Genomic DNA, 23,856 nt, shown 5'->3' on the forward strand with positions numbered 1-23,856 from the left:
CGATTTGCGGAATATTACAAATAATTATTTCCGAATATCGATGCAGTCAACTTTAGTCGGCGTTTGCGCTCGCGCCATCGGTGATCCGCACGACGCGGTTGCTGAACTTCACCGTCCGGACCGCGAGCGAGGTTTCGATATGATAGACGCCGTCCATCGCGAGGATCTGCCCCGACGTCACGGTATGGAACCTGTCCAGATCGTCGTACAGGCAGGTCGCCATGATGTTGAACGGCCCCAGCATGATCATGACCGACTGAACCATCGGGATATGCGCGATGTCGCGGGCGATCTGGCGGACATGGCCGGCTTCGGCCTGGACCGCTACGAAACCGATATTGGTGGCCTTTTCCAGCTTGAGACTGGTGAGCGCGGTAAAAGCGATCAGGCGATCCTGCTGCAACCGCTTGATCCGGCCCCGGATCGTGCCTTCATTGACGCCCAGGTCGCTCGCGATCTTGCGGTTGGAGACGCGCGCGTCCTGCGCCAATATGTCGATCAACTGGTGGTCGAGATCGTCGAGATCGGGCCGGTTCATGCGAGCCTCCGGCTGTCGATCGGGGCGGTGTCGAGGCCATATTTGACGATGTCGAGGCCGATCGCAGGGGTCATGGCGCGCACGCCGGGCACCTTGGCCAGCTTGTCGGTGATGAGCGGCGACAGTTCGTCCATGTCCCGCAGGGTCAGGAGCAGACTGATCTCATAGCGGCCGGTGACCAGATGGGCGGCGAAAACTTCACGAAAGGACGCCAGTTCCTCGGCGACGTCGAGCGCGGGACGGCCGCTGACCTCCACCGCCAGATGGATGAGGACATGATAGCCATGGACCGCGAAATCGGAGACGGCGACGACGCGGAGCATCCCGGCATCCTCCATCCGCCGGATGCGGGTGGATACGGTGGACGCAATCAGACTGAGGGTCTCGGCGATCTGCTGGTTGGTCGCCCGGCCGTTATGTCGCAGATATTCGACAATCTTGCGGTCCGTTTCGTCAAACGCGAAAACCTCACTCATAGGATTGCTCTATCCCCTTTCCTGCTCCGGTCTTGCCAGCAAAGGATCAGCAGGTCGAAATCGAAACCGCGTGGTGCAGCATCGTCCGATCCCGCTCTACGCGGGCGCCCGCGGCCCAGCCGAGCAGCGCGGAGAGGAAGCCGAAGGGGATGATGAACGACAGCGCCATGCGCAGCGCCGCGGCGTCATGCCCCAGCATCTGGCTGAGCGCCCCCGTCGCCCAGGGCCCGACGAAGAAGCCGAGCAGGGTCGTGACGGCGAGGAACAGCGCGGTCGATGCAGCGCGGATGCGCGGCGGCAGCATATATTGCAGGGTCGCCATGAAGCCCACAGACCAACCACCCCCCAAAAGTCCGGCCGGGATGGCGGCGAGGCGCGCCATGTCGAAGCTGCCCGCCCAGGTCGCAGCCAGGATGGCACAGGTCGCCGCCCCCAGCGCCAAGGCGGACAGGCGCGAGGGCCAGACCATGCTGCGCCGCGCCAGCCGGTCTGACAGCGCGCCGAAGAGCAACATGCCGACCAGCCCGGACAGGCCGAAATTGAGCGCGAAGGTCATCTTCACCGCCACCGGATCTAGCGCGAAGCCGCGGGTGAACAGTTCCGGCCCCCAATAGCCGAAGGAAACCCCCGACAGCACGCCGAAGCCGAAGGCGAACATCATGCACAGATAGGCCGGGCTGCGGATCAGGCTGCGGATCAACTGGCCGAACGGCACGGCGTCAATCGGTGCAGCGCCGCCGGCCGGACCGCGGCGCGGCTCGCGGATCACGGCGAGCGCGGCAAAGCCCAGCAGCACGCCCACAGCGCCGATGCTGTAGAAGGCCATGCGCCAGTCATGATGCGCGGCGATGGCCGGACCACCTGCCTGCCCGCCGATCTGGCCGATATAGGCGGCAAGGCCAAGGATCGCGAACGCCAGGCCGCGCCGTTCGGGCCGGAAATAATCCGACAGCAGTGAATAGGCGGGCGCAACGAAGGCAGCCTCCCCCACGCCCACTGCAACCCGCGCCAGCGTCAAGCCGACCGGGCCGATGGCGAGGCCGGTGGCGATGGTGGCGATGCTCCACAACACGCAACCCGCCGCGATGATCTGGACCCGCGAGGTCCGGTCCGCCAGTCGCGCGAACGGGACGCCAAGGACGACGTAGAGAAAGACGAAGGCCGGTCCCATCAACATGCCGACCATGGCGTCGCCGATGCCGAACTCCGCCTTGATCGGCCCGATCAGCCCGGTGATCAGATAGCGGTCGGCATAGTTGACGATATAGATGAGCAGCAGCGTCACGAGGACAAGCCACGGATTGGACGTTCTCTGGACGGGGGCGTCAGTCACGCAGCAGTGACCCGCCATTGACGTGCCAGAGCTGGCCATTGACCCATTCGCCATCGTCGGACGCGAGGAAGGCGACAGCGCCGGCGATGTCGTCCGGCTGGCCCAGCCGCTGGTGCGGCAGGCTGTCCAGCATCGATGCGACATAGTCCTCGGTCAGATGCTGGGCCACCGCTTCGGTGAGGACGACGCCGGGACAGATGCCGTTAGCGCGAATGCCCTGCTTGCCGAACTTGCGCGCGACATGGCGGACAAGGGCATGCAGCGCATTCTTGGTCATGGGATAGGCGACCTGCAACGGATTGCCGGAAATCGCCGCGCCCGAAGAGGTGTAGATCATGGCGCCGCCGCCGCGCTCGATCAACACCGGCAGGGCGGCCTGCGTCGCCAGGAAATGGCTCTTGGCGTTGATGGCGAAGGAACGGTCAAGCACCGCTTCGCTGCAATTAAGTATGTCGATATCGCCTTCTGTCCCACCCGCAAGATTACTGTGGTAGAAATCGAGGCGGCCAAATTCGGCCAGCGCTGCTTCGACGATAGCGGCCTGCGATGTCGCTTTGGTCCCATCGAGCGCCACGCCGATCGCCTTGCCACCTTCCGCGCAGATGATGCGGGCGGTTTCTACCGCCCAGTCGCTCTCGATGTCGCCGATCACCACCGACGCACCTTCGGCCGCCAGCCGCCGCGCCGTCGCCGCGCCGATGCCACGTCCGCCGCCCGCAACAATTCCTGTTTTCCCCGCCAATCCGCGCATCATCATCTCCAGATATCTTATGGTGCCGGACGCCGGTCTTTCCACGGCGCGGCCTTTTCCAGCTGCCCCGCCAGACGGAACAGGGTTGCCTCGTCGCCATAGCGCCCCATGAACATGACGCCGACCGGCAAGCCATTCTTGGCCATGCCCAGCGGCACCGACATGGCTGGCTGACCGGTCATGTTGGCAATCTGGGTGAAGGGCGAGAAGGCCGCGGTCCGCTGTCCCCAGGCCATGAAATCAACATCGGGGGTCAGGTTGATCCGGCCCAGCTCCAGCGGCGGCGCCGCCAGCGTGGGGGACAGGATCACGTCATACTGCGTCATGAACTGCGCCATTATAATGGCGGCGGTTTGCAGCGTGTTGTTCGCCCGCGCGAAGTCCATGCCGGTCGTTTTTTGCCCATAGCCGACAAAGCCCAGCGTGATCGGCTCCAGAACGTCAGGGCCGATCGCGATCCCGGTTGCCTTGGCGCGGTCCAGCATATCGGCGGCCACGGACGCACCGACCAAAACGAAGCTCGCCGCGCCGATCGCCGCGACATCCAGTTTCGGCGCGGCTTCCTCCACATGATGGCCGAGCGTTTCGCACAGGCGCGCGGCCCGGCGGGTGGCTTCGATACAGTTCGGATCGACCGGCGCGCCCGACGGGGCATTGAGCATCAGCGCGATACGCAGGCGGCCGGGCGCCTTGCCAACCTGCGACAGGAAGCTCTCGGCCGGGGTCGGCGCTGCATAGCGGCCCCCCGGTTCCGGACCTTGGGTCGCGTCGAGGATCGCGGCGGAATCGCGCACGCTGCGGGTGATGGCGTGATGCACCGACAGCCCGCCCCAGCCTTCGGTGCGGGGCGGCCCCATCGGCACCCGGCCGCGACTGGGCTTAAGGCCGAACAGGCCACAACAGGAAGCCGGGATGCGGATCGACCCGCCGCCGTCGGTCGCATGGGCCGCGGGCAGCACGCCCGCCGCCACCGCCGCCGCCGCGCCGCCCGACGATCCGCCGGTGATATGGGCGGGGTTCCACGGGTTGCGCGTGTCGCCGGTCAGTTTGTTTTCGGTCGTACCGGTAAGCCCGAGTTCGGGCACGGTCGTCTTGCCGAAGATGACGAAGCCCGCCGCCTCGATCCGGCGCACCAGTTCGGACGTTACGTCGGGCTTGTAGCCTCTGAAAAAGCGGCTACCATTTTCGGTCGCCAGGCCGGCGATATAGGTGTTGAGATCCTTGAGCAGCCAGGGCACGCCGCTGAACGGTCCCTGCGGCAATCCCTTGGCGATCGCCGCGTGGCCATAGTCATAATGTCTCTGCGCCAGGAAGTTGAAGCGCGGATTGAGCGCCTCCGCGCGGCCGATCGCCGCGTCCAGCAATTCGGTCGCCGAAACCTGCTTGCGGCGGACGAGGTCGGCCAGCCCCATCGCGTCATGGGTGTCGAGCGGGCCGGAGGACAAAGCGGCCGCCCGGGCCGTCCCCGCCAGACCGGCTAGCGCCGTGGCGCCCGCCATGGCTTCGCGCCGTGTCATATCCATGCGAACCTCTCCTGCCCTTATCATTGTAATTGGCTTGATGGATGTCAGTCAGCGCTCTGATCGACATAATAGCGCTGATAATATTTGCGGAATTGCGGGATCGGGCCGTCACCGTCGCAGATGATCGGATTGGGTTCGAACTTCTGCCGGTCCCACACCACCTTGTCCTGATCGAACTGCTTGCAGATGTCGCGGATGATCGCCTTGGCGACGCCGGCCCGCTCGCCCTCCGCCTGCGCCTTGGGCTGGGTGAAGCAGAAGCGGACATGGACATGGTCCAGTTCGACCGGGGCCAGGCAGGCCATCAGCAGCGTCTCCGAAATGCCGGTGAAGCGCGTCCAGCTTTGCCCCGGCCCCATCGTGTCGTAACTGATAAGGCCATCGACTTCGCCCCAGGGCGTGCCCATCTTCGCCTTCACGTCCGCGCCCCGGCCCCATTCGCCCCAGCGCAATTCGCCCAGTGGCACATTGGCAGTGCCATGGATGAAGCGGAAATGCGCAACGTCGACGCCATTTTCGGCCATGTTCTGGATCGATCCCCAGACATTCCATTCATGCACGTCGAAATCGGTCCATTCGGGGTCGGTCGCTTCGGGCAGGATCGCGACGTCGAACAGGGGCGCGACGTCCTGCGGATGATACCAGGCCCAGATCCAGCGGTTCGCTTCGGTGATGTGCCAGTTGCGGGTGCATTTGCGCTTCACCTGGGGCGGGATATTGCGGGCATAGGGTACGTCCTTCACTACCGCCTCGTCCCCGTCATAACGCCAGGCGTGGAAAGGACATTCGAGCAGATTGCCATGCACCTTGCCACCATGGCCCATATGGGCGCCCAGATGCTTGCAATAGGCGTCGAGCATACGAACCTGGCCGTCTTCGCCGCGCCAGATCGCCAGATCCTGCGAGAAGTAGCGCAGCGGCTTGACTTCGCCCGCCGCCAGTTCGGACGACAGTAGCAGCGGATACCAGCCGAAGGGGATGCCGATATCGAGATTGCGCTCCGCAATCGAAGCGCGACCCTCCACTTCCGCCAGGCGCCAGTCGCTCAGATCCTGGCCGCGCAGCTTTTCGAGAACTTGCCAGACGGCAACAGGCGGGGTGCGCGCATCGGTGGCCTTGGTGGCGGCGGTGTCGGTATTGGCTTGGGACATGGGAACCTCGCGGATCATTGCAGGTCGAAGACCTTGCGCGCGTTTTCACGCAGGAATTTGGGCCAGACATCGTCCTTGAACGGGACATTTTCCATATCGCTGAAGATACGGTCCAGGCTGAGACCCATCGGAAAATAGCCGGCATAGATGATCTTGTCGGCGCCGCGCGTATTGGCGTAGTCGATGATCGCCTTGGGATAATGTTTGGGTGCGAAGGCGCTGGTCGAATAATAAAGGTTGGGCCATTTCAGCATCAACTTGACCGCCAGCGCCTCCCACGGCTCAGCGCCGTGGCGCATGACGACTTTAAGGTCGGGGAAGAACCAGCAGACTTCGTCCAGATGCTCGACCTTCTGCGTTTCCATCGGGATGCGCGGACCGGGGATGCCGGCATTGAGCAGAACAGGCAGGCCCAGTTCCGCAGCACAAGCGTAGAGCGGGAACATATATTTATGGTTGATCGCCACCTGCGGCAACGTGCCGGCCGGGAAGATGCTGATCGCGGACAGACCGACATCGCCATGAATGCGCTTGATGCGGCGTATTTCCTCCATCCCGTTATTGGGGTCGCAGGGCAGGTCGAAGAAGAAGCGGTCGCCGAACATCTCCTTGGCGCGATAGGACGTCGCATTGTCGTTCCAGCCGACCAGCGCCTTGTCGATATTGTGCCGGTCCATCTGCTCGACGGTCCAGGAGACAAAATCGTCGGCCTTGCCGGTCTGCGGAATGTCCTTGAACATATATTGCGCTGGCATGGCGAATTGCTGGAGCGTCTGCTGGTCCTTGATCAGCGGGCGGAAGGGGGCGAACCATGCGGAACGGTCCTCGGCCTCCGGTATGCCCAACATGCAGTCAATGATCTTGATATCCTTGGGAAACCCCATGGAAACTCTCCTGTTCAATAGTTCGCGACCAGTTGCGGCCACAGCGCCCGAAGCGCGATCTTGTCGATTTTTTCGGCATGGTTGCGCGGCAGGGGTGCGCGCGAAAAGGCGACATGGGCGGGCGCTTTGTAGGGCGCGAGCCGCCCGGCAACCCAATCGATGATGGCGCGTTCGTCCAGGCCATCGGCCTGCACGACGGCGACCAGCGCCTCGCCCAGGCGATCATCCGCAATGCCGAAGGTCGCGCATTCGGTGATTTGCGGCATTTCGCTCAGCACCCGCTCGACTTCGGCACAGTAGATATTCTCACCGCCGGAAATGACCATGTCCTTCGACCGATCGACGATGAAGATATAGCCATCCTCATCCTGATAGCCGATGTCGCCGGTGCGCAGCCAGCCATCGGACGTGAAGCTGTTGGCGGTATCTTCGGGGCGGTTCCAGTAGCCGCGCATGACCATGGCGCTGCGCACGACGATCTCGCCGGTTTCCTGAGGGCCGCAGATCTTTCCGTCCGCGCCCTCGATCCGCAGATCGACCAGCGGCAGCACCCGGCCAGCCGAAGCGCGCGCGCGCAGGAAATCCGCGCCCACCGCCTGGGCGATCGCGCCCGACGTTTCGGTCATGCCATAGCCCACGCCCATCAGTGCATGGGGGCAGAGCGCCCGCACCTCCTCCAGCAGGTTGAGGGGCAGCGCCTGCCCGCCCGACCCGATATTGCGCACGGAGCTGAGATCCGCATCGGTCAGCCGCGCGCGATTGACCATGTCCCACAACATGGTCGGCACGGTGGCCAGTTGCGTCACCCGTTCACGGGCGATCAGGGCGACGGCTTCCTCCGCATTCCAGCGGCGCATGATGACGATCTTGCCGCCCGACAGGAAGGGCGCGAGGAAGCCGGCGCCCAGCCCGGAAATATGGAAGAGCGGCGAGACGAGCAGGCTCGCCTGCGGCGGCATCTGCGCCGTCAGCGCCTCCACCGACAGGCCATGGTCGCGCGCCATATTGTGCAGCACCATCGTGCCGGTAAGCTGGGTGCCCAGCAGGCCCGTGATCAGGCTGCGATGCGATAGCACCGCGCCCTTGACGCGCCCGGTGGTGCCGGAGGTGAAGAGAATGGCGCAGGGATCGTCATGGTCAGCGGTCATGCCGTCTACGAAGGGGACGTCCGCAGCCGCGAGCGGCGCGATCAGGTCCAGCAGACGGCCCTGATAGCCCGCGTCACGCAGCGCGGCGGCGCGTTCGCTATCGGCCAGCACGAGGGCCGGCGTCACTTCGTCCACCATCGCGCGCGCTTCCGCCGCCGAGCCGCGGCTGTTGAGCAGAACCGCAACCCCGCCCAGCCGGATGACGGCAAGAAACGCCACAATCCATTCCGCCCGGTTGCGCATGGCAATGGCGACGCGGTCGCCGCGCCGGATGTCCAGATGCCCCGCCAGCCGGTCGCGCCAGGCGAAGATGTCCGCGAAACTCAGCCGGCGTTCCCTGCCCGCCTCGTCAAAATCGACGATACAGGGCCGGTCGCCAAAGCCGCGCGCCTTTTCGATGAGCTGGTTGAGATCGGACGGCGCGTGGGCGAAAAAGCGCAGTCCGTCCTGTTCGGCGATCTCGAACGGGGTGCCGGATGCGGTGACTGCCGCGAAAATGGGGTCGATCTTGCTCATGGCGTTCCCGGATCAGTAAACGGCTGCAGGGTTTTTGGGCCGTGGACTGCCCAGCATCTCGCGATAGGAAGGGCGGTCGTTGCCGCGATCCTGCACGCCCAGTTGGCGCCCGATTTCCGCGCCGATCAATGTCTGGCCGGACAAGGCCTCCCGATCCGGCGCGCAGTCGATCGCGTCGATGATATGCGCGGTGAATTGCGGATTTTCCGCGCTTTCGATGAAGTCGGCATATTGTTCGGGATTGGTGTCGCGCGCGATCAGCGACCGTTCGGTAACCAGTGGCCCCATCCAGATCGACACCGCGATCACGCCGGTTCCGCGCAGATCATGCTCCATGTCATGGGCGAATTTGTCCACGCCCGCCTTTTGCGCGCCATAGGCCGGGCCGTGCATGTAGCAACTGCCGCCAAAGGACGAACCAAAGGCGATCACGCCGCGCCCCTGCGGCACCATCAGCCGCGCCGCGTGCCAGCTTGCCACATAGGCGGAGCGAAGACCGACATCGAGGATGCGAACTGCGTCCAGATCCTTTTCCCAAAAGGGCTTTTTCTCGATCAGTTGGTCGTGGATGAAGGTCGCGTTGTTCACCAATATGTCGAGCCGCCCCGCTTCCGCCGCAATCCGGTCGAACAGCCCTGCGACCTGGGCATCGTCGCCATGGTCGCAGACCAGCGGAATGCCCCGGCCGCCCGCCGCATCGATGGCAGCGGCGGTTTCCGCCACGGTTCCGGGCAGCACCGAGCCGTCCCAGCCCCGCGCGCTGCCCGCCTGGATCGTGCGGCCGGTCACATAGACGGTATAGCCCAATTCGCCGAAACCGACCGCGATGCCACGGCCCGCTCCCCGACTGGCTCCGGTGACCAGGGCCACCTTGCTGTCCGGCATCCCACTTCCCTCGATTCGTCGTTTTTGTCCTGACCCAACTCTATCCCTCTATTCGCGTAATTCAACAATTATATTTTTACGCATATCCAGATTTGACAGATTGCCCGCGCGATCGGCGAATTTCCGCATATACATACGATTTTCTGCGCGTATTGATAGTTATTCGACGCGCACTCAGGCGCTGTATTCGTATTTTTATGATTTACAAATTCCGCATTATGCTCACATATCGCCGTTGAGACGTCGTCCTGAAACGCAAATGCGCAAGGCGACCTTCGACACATGGAGAGGTGATGGCGAATGACCGATGATTTTAAAGGGCGCATTGCCGTCATCACCGGCGGCAGCGATGGCATCGGCCTGGCGACGGCCGCACTGTTGGCGCGGCGGGGCGCACAGGTAGTGATTTGCGGGCGGCGGCAAGAGTTGCTTGATCGCGCGCGTAGCCAGATCGACGCGGATGGGGGACAGAGCGAAGCGATTCGGCTCGACGTCACCGATGATGTCGCCCTCACCGCGATGATCGAGACGGTAGCCGCGAGCTATGGCCGGCTCGACATGCTGGTGAATAACGCGATGTCGACCCATTATGCGCCTATCAGCCGATTGACGCTGGACCATTGGCGCAAGGACTTCGCGGTCAACGCCGATGCCGTCTTCGTCAGCACCAAGGCAGCGATGCAGGTGATGGCGACGACGGGCAAGGGCGCGATCGTCAACATCGCCTCCACCTGCGGCATCCGCGCCACCGTCAACATGGCGAGCTATTCGGCGTCCAAAGCGGCGCTGATCCATTTCACGGCCGTTGCCGCGATGGAAGGCGCGCCGTTGGGAATCCGCGTCAACGCCATCATTCCCGGTCAGGTGCAGACCGCAGGCACCGAGGCGTTCACCGCGCGCGCGCCCGAAGTCGCGACGCGAACGACCGAGGCCATTCCGATGCGGCGCGGCGGCCAGCCCGAGGAATTGGCGCAGGCGATCGCGTTCATGCTGTCCGATGCGGCGAGCTATATCACCGGCACCGCGCTGCCGGTGGACGGCGGCAAGGCGGCCCAACTTTACATGCCGGCCTAAGCCATCGAGATAAGGGCAGAAAGCGGAATTTTTGGCCTCATATTATGCCGATACGCGCGATCCAGCGTCGCTCAATATCATTTTTGCGTAATTTATATTGACATCAATTACGCATATGTTCATTTCTAGGCTAAGAAAACAAGTGATGGGGAGATATGGGATGCCCAAAGGCTACGCACATGCGGCGCTTCAACTGTTGCTCGGCGCGAGCAGCCTGGCGATCGCGGGTCAGGCGATCGCACAGAGTGCCGCCGAACCATCAGCGCCCGGTCTCGACGAGATCGTGGTGACGGCACAGAAGCGCGCGCAGAATCTGCAAGATGTGCCGATCGCGATCAGCGCCATCGGCGCGGAGAAGATCGAGCAACTGGGCATCAAGGATTCGCGCGACCTGAGCGGCCTTGCCCCGAACGTCGTCATCACCCAGGGCACGGTCAGCAACAGCGCCGCGGTCTTTTCCATGCGCGGCATTTCCAACGGCGGCAGCGAGAGCTTCGGCGTGGATGCGGCCAACGGCCTTTATGTCGATGGCGTCTATATTGCACGCGGCGGCGCCATGGGCCTGTCCGTCATGGATGTCGAGCGGGTGGAAGTGCTGCGCGGTCCGCAGGGCACGCTGTTCGGCCGCAACACCACCGGCGGCGCGATCCATTTCATCTCCCGCGCGCCGTCCTCGACCTTCCGGCTGAAGGCGGAAGCGGGCTATGGCAATTTCAATGCGTGGAACGGCAAGATCGTAGTCGATCCGGGTGCAATCGCCGGCATCTCGACCAGCTTCGCCTACAGCCATAGCGAGCGCGACGGGCTGGTCGACAATATCCTGCAGCCCAGCGATTCCAAAGATCCCGGCGCCCGCAAGTCGGACGCGATCCGGGCCGCGGCTCGCATCGACCTGGGCGGCACCGGCAGCATCCAATATATGTTCGACTGGAGCCGGATCAGCGGCACACCCCTCCCCTTCATCCTGACCAATGTGTCGAACGGCGCGGCTCGCCCGCCAGTCATCGTCAACGGTCAGCCGGTGGTGCAGACGCAGCAGGCGCCAGTCGCCCAATATCTGGCGGGCGCGACATTCGCCAATCCGGCCTGCGCAGCGCTGGCAGCGCCTTCGCGCACTTACCGGCATGAAGTGTGCAACAACGTCCTCAGCCATGCGCTCGACAAGAGTTGGGGCCATAATCTGCAGGTCCAGAACGATTTCGATGCCTTCAAGGTCAAATCGACCACCGGCTATCGCTTCTGGAACAGTGACACGCTGACCGATCTGGACGGCATCGGCGCGTTCAGCGGTCCGGCCTTCTCCAACGCAACTCTGTTCAACGGGATGCCTGCGTCGCTGCTGCAGTTCATCCCGTCGATCCCGGCCGCAGCCCGGCCTTTCATCGCCGCCGCCGCCGTGCCGAGCATTACGCAAGACCTGTTCGACATCGACAATCATCGCCGGCACAAGCAGTTCAGCCAGGAAATCGAGATTTCCGGCGACACAAGCACGCTCGACTGGGTCGTGGGCGGTTTCTACTTCTGGGAGAAGGGGTCAGAAGACGGTTTCCAGAATAGCGGCTTCATCCTCGACACAAACAGCATCTTCCTTGCCAATTTCGGGCCATTGGGACCGGCCTTCGCCGCCGCCAACCCGGCGCGCTACCGCATGGTGCAGACCCGCGCGCGCCTTGCCTATACCACATCGGCGGAAAGCACGGCCGTCTATGGTCAGTTCACTTTCTATCCGGGTGGACGGGACAGCGGCCTGCGCCTGACCGCCGGCGGCCGCTACACCTGGGATGCCAAGCGCATGTTGCGCGTCCAGAATGGCGCAGCGCCGCTGGCGGTGCCGGAAGCGGGCGATGCCAAATTCAGCAAGTTCACCTGGAACCTGATGGCGGGCTATGACGTGGCCGACGGTATCAATCTCTACGCCCGCGCCGCCACCGGCTATCGTTCGGGCGGCTTCAATTCGCAGGACCCTGCGATCACCGGCACCAACCAGCTTGGCAGCTTCAAGCCGGAAAAGGTGACATCCTACGAAATCGGATTGAAGAGCGAATTGTTCGACCGCCGCCTTCGCTTCAACGTCGCTGCCTATCATAATATCTATGACGATCTGGCCGTCCTAGGCCCGGTGACCAATGCACCGGTGGGCACCTTCGCCACCCGGATCATCAATGCCGGCAAGGTCGTCTATAATGGCGTCGAGGTCGAAACCCAGGCGATATTGAGCGATAATTTCTCGCTCGACGGCAGCATCGGCTATATCGACATCAAATATAAGGAATTCCTGGCCGGTCAGTCGCCGACACCCGGCGCACCGCCGGTCAATATCGCATCGGTCGTGACCCCCGGCTTTACGTCGCCGCTAACCGCAAACGCGGCGCTGAATGCCCAATTTCCGCTCAACTGGGGCAATGCCACGCTGCGCGGGCGCATCGGCTATACCCACGAAGACGGCAAATATAATTTCAGCAGCTCGATCGGGTCGCCCTTCAATGAACAGATCAAGGGCGATGCCATCGACTTGGTCGACGTCCAGATTGGCATCGACGGCATTCCGCTGGGCAATGCGGCCGGCGAGGTCAAGCTCTGGGTCAAGAACCTGACCAATGCCAAGGATTTCGTGCGCAGCATCGATTATGGGCAGCTGGGCTTTGCCGGCGGCTATTATGCCGAACCGCGCACCTATGGCGTCACCATCGGCGCCAAATTCTGATCGCCTGATCTACGCCACCCTCCCGGCGTAAAATGCCCCGCTTCCGACAGGAAGCGGGGCTTTCTTTGCTTTGGATCGCCTGATGGCCGGGAGAGATCTTCCCCCCGGCCTTCCTCGTCAGTTGTTGCCGCCCGTCATATGCCGGGCCGCGATGTAACCGAAGGTCATGGCCGGGCCGATGGTCACGCCTGCCCCCGGATAGCTTTCGCCCATGGCGGAGGCCGCGTTGTTGCCAACCGCATAGAGGCCCGCAATCGGTGCGCCGGCCTCATCCAGAACCTGCGCCGTCGCATTGGTGCGCAGGCCGCCGTTGGTGCCGATGTCACCCGGATAGATCGGGATGGCATAGAAGGGGCCCTGATCGATCGGTCGCAGGCAGGGGTTGGGCACCTGGCGCGGATCGCCATACATTTTGTCATAGGCAGCCTCACCGCGATGGAAATCGGGATCTTCGCCGCGGCCGGCATTGTCGTTGAAGCGCGTGACCGTCGACGCGAGGGCCGCGGGATCGACGCCCATCTGCCCCGCCAATGCCTCGATCGTCGCGCCCTTCTTGAGGATGCGACGCACCGCGCCGCGATGCAGCCAGTCGGGGATAAGCGGATAGAGCGGCCCCATCGGGAATTGATGGCGATAGCGATGGTCGAACACCATCCAGCTCGGCCCGGCGTCGCCATGCGCCGCCTGTCGCCGCGCCATCTGCTGGCCCACAATATGATAGGAAGCCGCTTCGTTGAGATAGCGATCGCCTTTCTGGTTTACCATGATGCAACCCGGCAGCGCCCGTTCGATCGTGCAAAGCCGCCCTCTATCCTCGCCGGGCACGTAGAAGACCGGCGCGGCCCAGGCCGACTGCATATTCATCGTGTCCGCGCCGATCGCCTGGCCGGCGACGATGCTGTCGCCGGTGTTGCTGGTGACGCCGCCCGAATATTGCGCAATGGAATAGAGCGGCGCATTGGTCTCCCGCATCGCCTGATTCTTGTCGAAGCCGCCGGCGGCCAGCACCACCCCCTTGCGCACGGCGATGCGATAGGGCTTGCCGTCGCGCTGGATGACCGCCCCAACGATCCGATCGCCGTCGCGCACCAGTTCCTTGAGCGGCGCGTCGAGCCAGAGCGGCACGCCCCGCCGGTCGAGCGCCATGCGCAGGCCGCCGGTCAGGGCGTTGCCGAGCGTCAGCCGCCGGTCCTTGCGTGACGTGAACCGGAAGGGCCAGTCGAGCCAGTAGCGCGCCATGCTGAAAGTCAGATTCTGCATCCAGCCCTTGGCGCGATAGAGCAATTGGTAGGTTTCGGTGAAATGCCAGTTGAGATAGCCGAACAGGCTGGCGGCCGGCGACGGAAAGCGCTGGGTGCGGATCGCCGCGCCCAAGGGCTTGCCATCCAGCGGCATGGGCAGATGGGTGCGATAGCCTGTCGGCGATCCGCCCGGATTTTCGGCATGATAGTCGGGATAGGGGAAAGCCATATATTGGACCGGCGTGTTGGCCATCAACCAGCGCAGCATCGGCGCGGCATTGTCCACATAGGCGCGGATATTGGCATCGGGCACATTGTCGGCGGACAGGCCGCGGACATAGGTGAAGGCGTCGTCCAGATCATCCTCAAAACCCGCCGCCTTCGCCACATCGCTGCCCGGAATCCAGATGCCCGCGCCCGATGTGGCGGAAGTGCCGCCCCACAGCGCCGCTTTTTCCACGATCAGCACGTCCGCCCGGTCGGCAGCGGCGACGAGCGCGGAGAGCATTCCGCCAGCCCCCGAACCCACCACGAGGATATCGACTTGCTTGTCCCAATTGCTCATGCCTGTCCGTCTCACATCAGGGCGTGGAATCGGAAGCCGCAGACATTCAGCCCACAAACCACCCTCTCCACAAAATTAGCGCATATAGCGACTTATATTGCCATAAAGTCAATATTTGCGTATCATATGACCATATAAACTACGATGAATCCAAGAGAGGCGAGGCGCACGCATGTTGCAAGGCAAGGTTGCACTGATTATCGGAGCGGGGCAAGGGATCGGTCAAGGGATCGCCCTTGCCCTGGCGAGCGAGGGCGTCGATATCATCCTGGCCGGGCGGACGCTGGAGAAGCTGGCGCAAACGGCGCAGCTTGTGGCGGAACGCGGCGCCCGCGCGCTGCCGATCGCCTGCAACGTCAAATCCGCCGACGATCTCGCCGCGGCGGTGGATCTGGCGGCACGCGATCTTGGCGGCATCGACATCCTCGTCAACAATGCGCAGGAGGTGCCGCTCGGCCCACTGGTGGATGTTTCGGACGACGCTTTCATGGCGGGATTTGAATCCGGACCGCTGGCCTCCTTCCGGCTGATGAAGCTGGCGCGTCCCCATATGGTGGCGCGCGGCGGCGGCACCATTTTCAACTTCACCTCGTCGGCCGGCATCCGCTGGGACATGGCGACCTACGGCGCCTATGGCGCGGTCAAGCAGGCGACACGCGCGCTGACCCGCGCGGCGGCATCGGAATGGGGGCGCGACAATATCCGCGTCCTCACTATCGCCCCCCATGCTGAATCCCCCGGCCTCAAAGGGTGGATGGAACATAACCCGGAGGAGGCCGAAGCCTTTTTCCGCACCATACCGCTGGGTCGGGTCGGGCGGCTGGAGCAGGATATCGGTCGGGCCATCGTGGCGCTCTGCAGCGCCGACCTCGCCTATCTGACCGGCGCCACCATCCCGCTGGATGGCGGGCAGGCGAATTTCGGCTGAGGAGCGATGATGGAAAAATTGATCTGCGCCCTCTGGGCCTCCGAGGGCGAAACGCGCGCGGCCTATGGCGCCTATCTGGTGGAGCATCTGCCCGGCGCGCTCGCGGCGACGGGCGCGCATGGCATCCGGCTCAATATCCGTGATGCGCGGGTCGAACCGGCGACCGCGCTCGTCCAGCAATGGCAGGCCCCGCAACAGGATGCGATCGTGCAATTCTGGCTACCCTCCGCCAATGCGCGGTTTCGCGGCGCGATCGACGCCGTGCTGGCCGCACATAGCGGGCGTTTCGCAGCATGGCTGGTCGCGGAATCGACCATCATCACCAACAGCGCGTATCCACCGGAAGCAGGTCGGGCCTGTGCGGGCTGGAGCCAGGCGAGCTTCATCAGCTTCCGCGCAGACATGGACCGAGCGGATGCGATCGCCCATTGGCACGGCCATCATACGCGGGTGGCGATCGAAACGCAGGCGAATTTCGAATATGTCCAGAACATCATCGTCCGGCCGCTGACTCCCGACGCGCCTGCCTATGACGCCTTTGTCGAGGAATGCTTTTCGGACGCGGCGATGACAGATCCCCATGCTTTCTTCGATGCGGTCGGCAACGAGGCCAAATTCGCGCAAAATCTCAGCGCGATGATGGAAAGCTGCGCTGGCTTCATCGATTTCAGCCGGATCGACGTCATCCCCACCAGCCAGTTCGACTTCGCCGGACGGGATTGAATGAAGGAGGCGGGCGTTGCAGCCCGCCTCGCCCCGTCAGACCGCGGTCGCGCCGCCGTCCACGACCATCGGATGCCCGGTCACGAAGCTGGCAGCGCCCGAACAGAGCCAGACGACCGCCTCGGCCACTTCCTCCGCCTGCCCCATCCGCCCCATGGGCGTCATGGAATCCAGCAACTGGCGCATATCCTCCTTGGCGACCAGCGGCGCGGTCATCGGCGTGACGATCACGCCGGGACATACGGCATTGACGCGAATGCCGGCCTTCGCCCAGCGCAGCGCGCCATGGCGGGTCAGGCCGACGACACCATGTTTGGACGCGACATAGGCGGGCTGGCTGGGATTGCCGACAAGGCCGTTGATCGAAGCCGTATTGACGATCGCGCCGCCGCCCTGCGTCAGCATGACCTCCGCCTCTTCGCGCATACATAGCATGACGCCGGTCAAATTGATGCCGATCGCCCGGCCCCACACGGCTTCGTCATATTCGTCCGCCGCGATATTGGTGATGCCGGCGTTGTTGAAGGCGCAATCGAGGCGACCGAAATGGTGGACCGCGGCGGCGACCATCGCCTTCACCTGCGCGCTGTCGCTCACATCGCAATGCTGGAAGGCGGCCTTGCCACCCTGCGCCTCGATGAGGGCCACCGTTGCACGGCCGCCCTCGTCATTCACGTCGCTGACCAGCACTGACGCGCCCGACCGCGCAAAGGCCAGCGCGGCGGCGCGGCCAATGCCGCCGCCCGCACCCGTGACCAGCGCCACCTTGCCCTGAAGGCCATAATCGATCATTCGTCTCTCCTTGTCTTTACAGATCAGGCGGCGGCATCGGCCGGCTGGGCCGGAACTTCGCCCCATAGGATGTAGCGCGATGCGCCATCGGCCCCGATTTCCTCCGAAAGGCAGGATGTGACCCGGCTGACCGATTCCGCGATCCACCAGCGCCCGTCCCGCTTGCGATAGACATCCTCATATTCCACCGCGAGGCGCGTGACCGACCGGGTCGACAGCAGGATGGTGCGGAAGTTCAACGACCATAGCCCGCGCGCTTCGCTATCGCTTATCAGGCTGATGTCCGCATTGGTGGCGTGATGAATGTCGTAGACGCCGCCCTGACAGGCCATCTGCTCGAAGATACGCACGAAATCCTCGCGATCGGTGAAGACCGGAAAATTCTGATAGGCGATCCGCACCTTGCCCGGCAGAAAGGCGTCGCGCACGCCATCCACCAGCTTGAGATCGCACGCCCGCAGATAGCGCGCCTTCAACTGGCGGATGGCCTGCATATCTTCCAGCGCCGCGATGCGCGCTACGAGTTGTTCCAGATCGACCGACATTCTTACTCTCCTGCTGTCAGCCCTGCCGGGCGTCCTGCTTCACGATTTCCAGGAATAGCGGCCGCTCGCCGCCGCCATGCACCTCCAGCCGCGCGCCGCTGATATAAGCGGCCGCGGGTGAGGCAAGGAAGACGACGGCGTCGGCCACATCCTGCCCCCGCCCCATGCGGCCGAGCGGCAGCGAGGCGGCGATCCGTTGCTGCGCGGCGTCGCTGCCATAGGTCATAGCCGACTGTTCGGTTTCAATGAGGCCGACGATGATCGCGTTGACGCGCACGTCCGGCCCCCATTCCTGCGCCAGGCTGGTCGTCAGGCTGACCAGCCCCGCCTTCGCTGCGCCATAGATGGCCGTGTCGGGAGATGGCCGCACCGCCGACACACTGGCAATATTGACGATCGATCCCCGCTCCGCGCGCAAATGCGGATAGGCGGCCTGCGACACATGCAGCGGGGCCAGCAGGTTGAGTTGCAGGATGCGTTCGGAAAAGCGCGCGCTCGCGTTCGCAGCCTCTGCCTGCGGCGAACCGCCGGCATTGTTGACGACCAGGTCCAGCCGACCATGACGGGCCGCCACGGCATCGACCCACGCCTGGACGGCTGGCTGCTCGCGAATGTCACAGGCATCGAACTCTGCCTCTCGCCCATCGACCGCGATCGGCGCGTCGGGCGGGGTGCGTCCGCAGGTCGCGACCCGATAGCCGTCCGCCAGCAACCGCCGCACGATCGCCGCGCCGATGCCGCGCGTCCCGCCCGTCACGATCGCAACCCTTGCCTGTCCCACGCTTAGCCTCTCCCATGCCCCGCCCGATCAAGGCGCATCATATTTCCGTGACATAATACGCATATATGGTATGTTTAAAAGATATATAATAGATTTGCGTTTTATAATCGGCGAGGAACCCATGGCATACACGCTTCAGCAGCTCAGCGATATGGAGGATATCCGAACGCTCAAACATCGTTATTTCCGGGGCATCGACACCGCCGACATGGGCTTGCTGGCGTCGCTTTTCACCGACGATATCAGCGTGGATTATCGCGGCGGCACCTATCGCGCGCGCCTGTCGGGCCGGGACAATATGCTCGCCTTCCTGGCCAACAGTTTCCATTCGGGCGTGATGGCGATGCATCATGGCCATATGCCCGAAATCACCCTGACCGGCGACGATGAGGCCGAGGGCATATGGTATCTGGAAGACATCTTCATCGATGTCGAAAACGCGCTGCATACGGTGGGCACCGCCATCTATCGCGACCGGTATAGGCGCGAAGCCGGAAGCTGGCATATCGCAAGCACCGAATATGACCGGGTGATCGAAATGGTGTCGCCGCTTGATCCCAGGCAGCAGATCACCGCGCATCATCTGGCCAGCGCCGGCCGCAAGCCGGCCGAACGCAGCGACATCAGCCATCTGATCGAATGGGAAGCAGCCTGACTGCATGACGACCCAGGCGACGCCCATGGCGCGGACTTCGGTCGCCCGCCCAGCCGCCTGGCAACATAGAAAAATAATTGGGGGAGAATTATGAAGAAGATCGCGTTGCCCATAGCAGCCATGGCGTCCCTGCTCGCGCCTGCCGCGCTGGCACAATCCGGCACGCGCGCCGCCGACGACGGCGCCCAAACCAGCGACGACATCGTCGTGACCGCCCGCCGCCGCGAGGAGCGGCTGCAGGATGTGCCGATCGCGGTCAGCGCCGTCGATGCCGCCGCGCTGAACAGCCGCGGCCTCGACAATGTGACCCAAGTCAGCCAGATCGCGCCTAATATCCAGTTCACGCCGGGCCAGGGCGGCAATAGCGGCGGCATCGCTCCCTTCATCCGGGGCGTGGGCGAAAACGACTTCATCATCACCTCCGATCCGGCGGTCGGCGTCTATATCGACGGCGTCTATGTCGCCCGCACCTTCGGCGCGATGACGGAATTGCTGGGGATCGACCGGATCGAGGTGCTGCGCGGGCCGCAAGGCACGCTGTTCGGCAAGAATACGGTCGGCGGAGCGATCAACATCGTCTCGTCGGTTCCCGGCCAGGAGCAGCGGGTCGAAGCGGACCTGCGCTACGGCTCATTCAATACGGTGCGGGCGCGGGCCTATGTCGAAACGCCCCTGTCCGACAGCTGGTCGCTGGGCGTGGCGGCGCTCGGCGAATTTGGCGAGGGCTGGCAGAAAATCCCCTCGGGCGACAATCTGGGCAACCGCAATGTCGTCGGCGGCAAGCTGGCGCTGCATTATAAGGGCGCGACGATCGATGCGCTTCTGCAGGCCGATGGATTGCGCCGCCGCCAGCATAGCGCGCCCCACAGCATGGTCGCCTTCACCCCCACCTTCCTGTCCGGGCTGCAATCCGCTTTCATCGCGCCCTGCTGCACCGTGCCCGGCGATATCGACCGGACGGACAGCACCCCCGCGCTCAACAAGGATGAAACCGACGCCTTCAACAGCTCGCTGACCCTGACCGCCGATGTCGGGCCCGCGACCCTGAAGTCGATCACCGCCTATCGCCATGTCGACGCCCTGTTCGGGCGCGACGGCGACGCATCGTCCACGGTCAATTATGCGGGTGACATCCATGACGAACAGGCCCGCCAGATCAGCCAGGAATTGCAATTGTCGCTCGACCTGGGCGGCCGTGGCGCGCTGCTGCTGGGCGCGTTCGCCTATCGGGAGAAGACGCGCGACAATACCCGGCTGGTCGTGGCGGACGGGCTCTATCCCCGGCTGATCGCCGCCGGCTTCGACCCGGCGCTCGCGACCGCGCTGGATTTCAATATCGATTTCCGCAACCGGCAGCGGACCGACAATCTGGCGCTGTTCGCCAACGGCAATTATGAGATATTGGACAATCTCTCGCTGGAACTGGGCGCGCGCTACACCTGGGAGAAGAAACGCTTCACCCAGTCGGCGATGCGCATCTACGCCAACCAGCCACTATTGGCGGGCACACCCAGCTACACGCTGGAAAAGAGCTGGGACGCTTTCACGCCCCGCGCGTCGCTGTCCTACAAGGTCAGGCCGAACCTGCTGACCTATGCCTCCTTCTCGAAGGGCTTCCGGTCCGGCGGCTTCAACGGGCGGCCCACCTCGCTGGAAGAGATCGGCTCCTATGATCCAGAACATCTGACCGCCTATGAGGCCGGGATCAAGGCCGGATTCGGCCGGATCGCCACCATCAACCTGGCGGTGTTCCGCAACGCCTATCGCGACCAGCAAATCCTAGTATCGACGGTCAGTCCGACTTCCGGCCTGCTCGTGGTCCGTAACGAAAATGCCGGGCGCTCGCGTATTCAGGGCATAGAGCTGGAGGGCAATTTCCGGGTATCGCGCCACTTCACGCTGACCAGTGCGCTCGGCCTGCTTGACGCCAAATATCTGAGCTATATGTCCGTCATCAACGGCGTGCCGACCGACGTCAGCAACCGCAGCCTGAAGCAGGCGCCGGATATCACCGCCAATGCCAGCGCCGTCTATCAAACCGCCCTGAGCGAGGGGCTGGACGGCCTGATTCGCGTCGATGTCGCCTATAAAAGCGCGGTGTTCGTTGACGCCGAAAATACGGCGCTGCTGCGCCAGCCCGATCATGCCATCGTCAATGCCAGCGCGGAACTGCGGCTAAGCGATCGCGGCCTGTCTCTGAGGGCGGGGGTCGACAACCTCACCAACCGGCGGATCATCACCGCAGGCTATGACGCCAGCACCAGCTTCGGCTTTACCGAAGCCTATTATTCGCCGCCGCGCCGCTACAGCCTCACCCTTGCCTGGCGGCGCTGATCGCGCTTGCGCTCCGGGGCGCTTGGTTCGATATCGGAAGGAGAATGGACAAGAGGATCAGCCAAGGGTGGCCGACACAGATGCCTCCGCTCTTCCGAATTTGCTCCTGGGGCTGTATGGCGGGCTGACCCGCGATCCGCCCTGGGAGGGCTTTCTGGAGGATCTGGCCGCCGCCGCGCAAGCGAGCTTCGCCACGCTGATCATCGCCACCGGCCGAACCGGAATCGACGCCCTGGTGACGCCGGGGGTCGATCCGGTCCGCGCCGGCGAATATGAAAGCCTGTCCGACGCCGACCCCTTCGTCGATCTGCCAGAGGGACAGGTCATGTCCTATCAGGATTTCGTCAGCCATGTGCCGTCCCGCTTCAAGGACTGGATGGATAGCACCGGGTCCGCCCAAATATTGGGTGTAGACCTGCAAGCACCGTCCGGCGCGTCCTTCCGCCTGCGCATCACACGCTATCAGAATCTGCCGGATTTCAGTGAGCGGGAAAGTGCGCTGATCGCCAGCCTGGTGCCGCATCTGCGGGTCGCACTGGAATTGCATGCCCGGCTGACGACGACGCAGGCCGAACGGCAAATCTTCAGCAGCGCGATGGCCGGGCTGGCCGTCGCGACATTGGTGCTGGGTCGCGATGGCCGGATCATGCGCCGCAACGCCACGGCGGAGCGCCTGCTGCGCGAGGGGATAGTCATCATGGAACGACAGGGGCGACTGGAGCCGCAAGCCGGCGCCGGCGTGACGATGCTCGCCCGCCTCCTGGCATCCCCGCCGCCGCCGGGCGAAGAAACCGCTTTCGACATGGCCGCGCCGGATGGATCATCGCTGCGCGGGCGCGCCCTGTCCTTGCCCATATCCGCTTATGGCGACGGCGCCTTCATCGCCCTGTTCCTGAGCGACCCGAACCGCTCCGACAGACTCGATCCCGCGACGCTGCGTCATCGCTTCCAGCTGACACCCGCCGAAGCCGCGCTGGCAGTCCAACTGGCCAGAGGTATATCACTGATAGACGCCTCACAACGGCTCGACATCGCCCACAATACGGCGCGGGCGCATTTGCGGGCGATCTTCGCCAAGACCGGTACGCATCGTCAGGCCGAACTGGTGCATATGATACGAACGGCCGCCGCCGGCGCCTGACCGGATCAGTCGTCCGCCGTCATGCGCGTAATCTTGGCGATGCCTGCCTCATATTTGAGGTTGTGGACGGAGATGGAGGTTTCGACCCGCTGCACGCCCGGCATCGGCCGGATGCGATCGATGATGAGGTCGTTGAGCTGTTCGATATTGGTGAACAGGCCCATCGCCAGCAGGCTGTAACGGCCGAGCAGCACCACGACGCACGTGATTTCGGGAATATCAGACAGAGCGCGAGCGAGGTCGGACACATGCGAGGGGTCGGCGTCGATCCCCATCATGCAGAGATTGGGCGACCCGGCCATGCGGAAGTCGGTGACCACGGTGAACTGGATCAGCCCTTCATTCTGCAACCGCTTGATCCGGGTGCGGATCGTGCCTTCGGTCACGCCCAGTTCGGCGGCGATGGCGCGATTGGAGATGCGGGCGTCCTGTGCCAGCTTGTCGACGATACCCTGATCGAGCTTGTCCAGGCGTTCCCAGGTCGGGCGTTCGGTCATAGCGGCACCACGTTGAATTCGAATTTCACAATATCTACGGCGATGCCGGACGTGATGTGCACGACCCCGTCGATACCGGCGATATGATCGAACAGAAGCTGCTGCACCTCCGAAAAATCGTGCAACGCCACCAGCAGTTCGAGATCATGATCGCCATTCATGATGTTGACGCTGAGCACCTCCGGGAATTTGGCGAGATCGCGACCGACATCCGGGATGCTGCGCCCCTGCACCTTCACGCCCAGCGCGATGATGACATTATAGCCATGGGCGGCGAAGTCTGTGACCGCCACGACGCGCATGACCCGCGCCTCTTCCATCTTCTGCAAGCGGGCGGACACGGTGGCGGCGGTAACGGACAGGCGCTCGGCGATTTCCTGGTTCGTCGCCCGACCATTGGTCCGCAATATGTCGATGATATTGGTGTCCAGACCGTCCAACGTCGGCGGCGTACCGTTTCGCCCGCTTCTGATCTGCATTCTCACCCGCCTCCCACTATGCCGTAGCGTTCCATAGCGCGTGGATTTGCGGAGGGCCAGTCACTATGGACCAGCCGAAAATCGCTGCCCGAACCATTGCCGCAGCGCATCGCAACCTGCTGCCCCGGAGTCATGGAAAACCCTGAAATCTGCGTATCACGCAACAATAAACTGTCCCTGAAAGCCATTATT

22 protein-coding genes are annotated in these 23,856 nt (G+C 63.5%); 7 read left to right on the forward strand and 15 right to left on the reverse strand.

Features of this window, described 5'->3' with window-relative positions:
- Nucleotides 1-52: 52 nt before the first annotated feature.
- Genes ABT375_RS21025 through ABT375_RS21065 form a run of 9 tightly spaced genes read right to left on the reverse strand, consistent with a single transcriptional unit; the run spans nt 53 to nt 9,205 of the window.
- Nucleotides 53-538 (reverse strand): Lrp/AsnC family transcriptional regulator, encoded by a 486-nt coding sequence (locus ABT375_RS21025; protein WP_261937471.1) that lies wholly within the window; start codon nt 536-538, stop codon nt 53-55.
- Nucleotides 535-1,014 carry an Lrp/AsnC family transcriptional regulator gene (locus ABT375_RS21030; protein ID WP_224549026.1) on the reverse strand — a complete coding sequence of 160 codons (480 nt, stop codon included), beginning with the start codon at nt 1,012-1,014 and terminating at the stop codon, nt 535-537. Before ABT375_RS21030 ends, ABT375_RS21025 begins: the two co-directional genes overlap by 4 nt.
- Nucleotides 1,015-1,060: 46 nt before the next feature.
- Nucleotides 1,061-2,347 (reverse strand): spinster family MFS transporter, encoded by a 1,287-nt coding sequence (locus ABT375_RS21035; RefSeq protein WP_416465058.1) that lies wholly within the window; start codon nt 2,345-2,347, stop codon nt 1,061-1,063.
- Nucleotides 2,340-3,143, reverse strand: coding sequence for an SDR family NAD(P)-dependent oxidoreductase (locus tag ABT375_RS21040; protein ID WP_416465059.1), 804 nt, complete (start codon nt 3,141-3,143; stop codon nt 2,340-2,342). The genes ABT375_RS21035 and ABT375_RS21040 overlap by 8 nt, the downstream gene beginning before the upstream one ends.
- Nucleotides 3,116-4,621 (reverse strand): amidase, encoded by a 1,506-nt coding sequence (locus ABT375_RS21045; RefSeq protein WP_416465060.1) that lies wholly within the window; start codon nt 4,619-4,621, stop codon nt 3,116-3,118. Before ABT375_RS21045 ends, ABT375_RS21040 begins: the two co-directional genes overlap by 28 nt.
- 44 nt (nt 4,622-4,665) lie before the next feature.
- Nucleotides 4,666-5,772 carry a Rieske 2Fe-2S domain-containing protein gene (locus tag ABT375_RS21050; RefSeq protein WP_416465061.1) on the reverse strand — a complete coding sequence of 369 codons (1,107 nt, stop codon included), beginning with the start codon at nt 5,770-5,772 and terminating at the stop codon, nt 4,666-4,668.
- 14 nt (nt 5,773-5,786) lie between these two features.
- Nucleotides 5,787-6,656, reverse strand: coding sequence for an amidohydrolase family protein (locus tag ABT375_RS21055; protein ID WP_416465062.1), 870 nt, complete (start codon nt 6,654-6,656; stop codon nt 5,787-5,789).
- A 14-nt stretch (nt 6,657-6,670) separates the two neighbouring features.
- Entirely contained in the window at nt 6,671-8,320 is a 1,650-nt protein-coding gene (locus tag ABT375_RS21060) for a class I adenylate-forming enzyme family protein (protein ID WP_416465064.1), read from the reverse strand.
- A 12-nt stretch (nt 8,321-8,332) separates the two neighbouring features.
- Nucleotides 8,333-9,205: an SDR family NAD(P)-dependent oxidoreductase gene (locus ABT375_RS21065; RefSeq protein WP_416465066.1), complete on the reverse strand. Its 873-nt coding sequence runs from the start codon at nt 9,203-9,205 to the stop codon at nt 8,333-8,335.
- A gap of 300 nt (nt 9,206-9,505) precedes the next feature.
- Here ABT375_RS21065 and ABT375_RS21070 point away from each other — a divergent pair, with 300 nt between their 5' ends.
- The gene (locus ABT375_RS21070; RefSeq protein ID WP_416465067.1) at nt 9,506-10,279 is read left to right on the forward strand and encodes an SDR family NAD(P)-dependent oxidoreductase; all 774 of its coding nucleotides are present in this window, start codon (nt 9,506-9,508) and stop codon (nt 10,277-10,279) included.
- 160 nt (nt 10,280-10,439) lie between these two features.
- Nucleotides 10,440-12,983, forward strand: a complete 2,544-nt coding sequence (locus ABT375_RS21075; protein WP_261937478.1) for a TonB-dependent receptor — start codon at nt 10,440-10,442, stop codon at nt 12,981-12,983.
- A 117-nt stretch (nt 12,984-13,100) separates the two neighbouring features.
- On the opposite strand, the gene ABT375_RS21080 is transcribed toward ABT375_RS21075, so the two are convergent.
- Entirely contained in the window at nt 13,101-14,789 is a 1,689-nt protein-coding gene (locus tag ABT375_RS21080) for an FAD-binding protein (protein WP_261936797.1), read from the reverse strand.
- A gap of 172 nt (nt 14,790-14,961) precedes the next feature.
- On the opposite strand from ABT375_RS21080, the gene ABT375_RS21085 reads away from it, so the two are divergent.
- Nucleotides 14,962-15,717 carry an SDR family NAD(P)-dependent oxidoreductase gene (locus tag ABT375_RS21085; RefSeq protein ID WP_416465069.1) on the forward strand — a complete coding sequence of 252 codons (756 nt, stop codon included), beginning with the start codon at nt 14,962-14,964 and terminating at the stop codon, nt 15,715-15,717.
- A 6-nt stretch (nt 15,718-15,723) separates the two neighbouring features.
- Complete coding sequence (locus ABT375_RS21090; protein WP_416465070.1) at nt 15,724-16,440, forward strand: EthD domain-containing protein; 717 nt, start codon at nt 15,724-15,726, stop codon at nt 16,438-16,440.
- A gap of 36 nt (nt 16,441-16,476) precedes the next feature.
- Here ABT375_RS21090 and ABT375_RS21095 read toward each other — a convergent pair whose 3' ends face one another.
- From ABT375_RS21095 to ABT375_RS21105, 3 genes are read right to left on the reverse strand one after another with little or no spacing between them, the layout of a single operon-like run.
- A complete protein-coding gene (locus tag ABT375_RS21095; protein WP_224549054.1) occupies nt 16,477-17,232 on the reverse strand; it encodes a glucose 1-dehydrogenase in 756 nt (251 codons plus the stop codon).
- Between the two features lie 23 nt (nt 17,233-17,255).
- On the reverse strand, nt 17,256-17,777 hold the full coding sequence (locus ABT375_RS21100) for a nuclear transport factor 2 family protein (RefSeq protein WP_416465071.1): 522 nt from the start codon (nt 17,775-17,777) through the stop codon (nt 17,256-17,258).
- 16 nt (nt 17,778-17,793) lie between these two features.
- Nucleotides 17,794-18,558: an SDR family oxidoreductase gene (locus ABT375_RS21105; RefSeq protein WP_416465072.1), complete on the reverse strand. Its 765-nt coding sequence runs from the start codon at nt 18,556-18,558 to the stop codon at nt 17,794-17,796.
- A 121-nt stretch (nt 18,559-18,679) separates the two neighbouring features.
- Here ABT375_RS21105 and ABT375_RS21110 point away from each other — a divergent pair, with 121 nt between their 5' ends.
- From ABT375_RS21110 to ABT375_RS21120, 3 genes are all read left to right on the forward strand, one after another.
- Nucleotides 18,680-19,213, forward strand: coding sequence for a nuclear transport factor 2 family protein (locus ABT375_RS21110; RefSeq protein WP_261936802.1), 534 nt, complete (start codon nt 18,680-18,682; stop codon nt 19,211-19,213).
- A gap of 90 nt (nt 19,214-19,303) precedes the next feature.
- On the forward strand, nt 19,304-21,547 hold the full coding sequence (locus ABT375_RS21115; protein WP_416465073.1) for a TonB-dependent receptor: 2,244 nt from the start codon (nt 19,304-19,306) through the stop codon (nt 21,545-21,547).
- Nucleotides 21,548-21,614: 67 nt separating this feature from the next.
- Nucleotides 21,615-22,688: a helix-turn-helix transcriptional regulator gene (locus ABT375_RS21120; protein ID WP_416465074.1), complete on the forward strand. Its 1,074-nt coding sequence runs from the start codon at nt 21,615-21,617 to the stop codon at nt 22,686-22,688.
- Between the two features lie 5 nt (nt 22,689-22,693).
- On the opposite strand, the gene ABT375_RS21125 is transcribed toward ABT375_RS21120, so the two are convergent.
- Together ABT375_RS21125 and ABT375_RS21130 are read right to left on the reverse strand one after the other, a co-directional pair.
- Nucleotides 22,694-23,185: an Lrp/AsnC family transcriptional regulator gene (locus ABT375_RS21125; RefSeq protein WP_224549064.1), complete on the reverse strand. Its 492-nt coding sequence runs from the start codon at nt 23,183-23,185 to the stop codon at nt 22,694-22,696.
- On the reverse strand, nt 23,182-23,664 hold the full coding sequence (locus tag ABT375_RS21130) for an Lrp/AsnC family transcriptional regulator (RefSeq protein WP_224549065.1): 483 nt from the start codon (nt 23,662-23,664) through the stop codon (nt 23,182-23,184). The genes ABT375_RS21125 and ABT375_RS21130 overlap by 4 nt, the downstream gene beginning before the upstream one ends.
- Nucleotides 23,665-23,856 lie beyond the last annotated feature (192 nt).

The organism is Sphingomonas sp. VDB2, assembly GCF_047946695.1.
GTDB lineage: Bacteria > Pseudomonadota > Alphaproteobacteria > Sphingomonadales > Sphingomonadaceae > Sphingobium > Sphingobium bisphenolicum.

Bases quoted from the DNA above. Each gene is read 5' to 3' on its own strand.
- ABT375_RS21095 (WP_224549054.1), bottom strand. From the start codon at position 17,232: ATGATCGATTATGGCCTTCAGGGCAAGGTGGCGCTGGTCACGGGTGCG.
- ABT375_RS21030 (WP_224549026.1), bottom strand. From the start codon at position 1,014: ATGAGTGAGGTTTTCGCGTTTGACGAAACGGACCGCAAGATTGTCGAA.
- ABT375_RS21125 (WP_224549064.1), bottom strand. From the start codon at position 23,185: ATGACCGAACGCCCGACCTGGGAACGCCTGGACAAGCTCGATCAGGGT.
- ABT375_RS21025 (WP_261937471.1), bottom strand. From the start codon at position 538: ATGAACCGGCCCGATCTCGACGATCTCGACCACCAGTTGATCGACATA.
- ABT375_RS21090 (WP_416465070.1), top strand. From the start codon at position 15,724: ATGATGGAAAAATTGATCTGCGCCCTCTGGGCCTCCGAGGGCGAAACG.
- ABT375_RS21080 (WP_261936797.1), bottom strand. From the start codon at position 14,789: ATGAGCAATTGGGACAAGCAAGTCGATATCCTCGTGGTGGGTTCGGGG.
- ABT375_RS21115 (WP_416465073.1), top strand. From the start codon at position 19,304: ATGAAGAAGATCGCGTTGCCCATAGCAGCCATGGCGTCCCTGCTCGCG.
- ABT375_RS21055 (WP_416465062.1), bottom strand. From the start codon at position 6,656: ATGGGGTTTCCCAAGGATATCAAGATCATTGACTGCATGTTGGGCATA.
- ABT375_RS21075 (WP_261937478.1), top strand. From the start codon at position 10,440: ATGCCCAAAGGCTACGCACATGCGGCGCTTCAACTGTTGCTCGGCGCG.
- ABT375_RS21085 (WP_416465069.1), top strand. From the start codon at position 14,962: ATGTTGCAAGGCAAGGTTGCACTGATTATCGGAGCGGGGCAAGGGATC.
- ABT375_RS21050 (WP_416465061.1), bottom strand. From the start codon at position 5,772: ATGTCCCAAGCCAATACCGACACCGCCGCCACCAAGGCCACCGATGCG.
- ABT375_RS21070 (WP_416465067.1), top strand. From the start codon at position 9,506: ATGACCGATGATTTTAAAGGGCGCATTGCCGTCATCACCGGCGGCAGC.
- ABT375_RS21100 (WP_416465071.1), bottom strand. From the start codon at position 17,777: ATGTCGGTCGATCTGGAACAACTCGTAGCGCGCATCGCGGCGCTGGAA.
- ABT375_RS21065 (WP_416465066.1), bottom strand. From the start codon at position 9,205: ATGCCGGACAGCAAGGTGGCCCTGGTCACCGGAGCCAGTCGGGGAGCG.
- ABT375_RS21130 (WP_224549065.1), bottom strand. From the start codon at position 23,664: ATGCAGATCAGAAGCGGGCGAAACGGTACGCCGCCGACGTTGGACGGT.
- ABT375_RS21060 (WP_416465064.1), bottom strand. From the start codon at position 8,320: ATGAGCAAGATCGACCCCATTTTCGCGGCAGTCACCGCATCCGGCACC.
- ABT375_RS21045 (WP_416465060.1), bottom strand. From the start codon at position 4,621: ATGGATATGACACGGCGCGAAGCCATGGCGGGCGCCACGGCGCTAGCC.
- ABT375_RS21110 (WP_261936802.1), top strand. From the start codon at position 18,680: ATGGCATACACGCTTCAGCAGCTCAGCGATATGGAGGATATCCGAACG.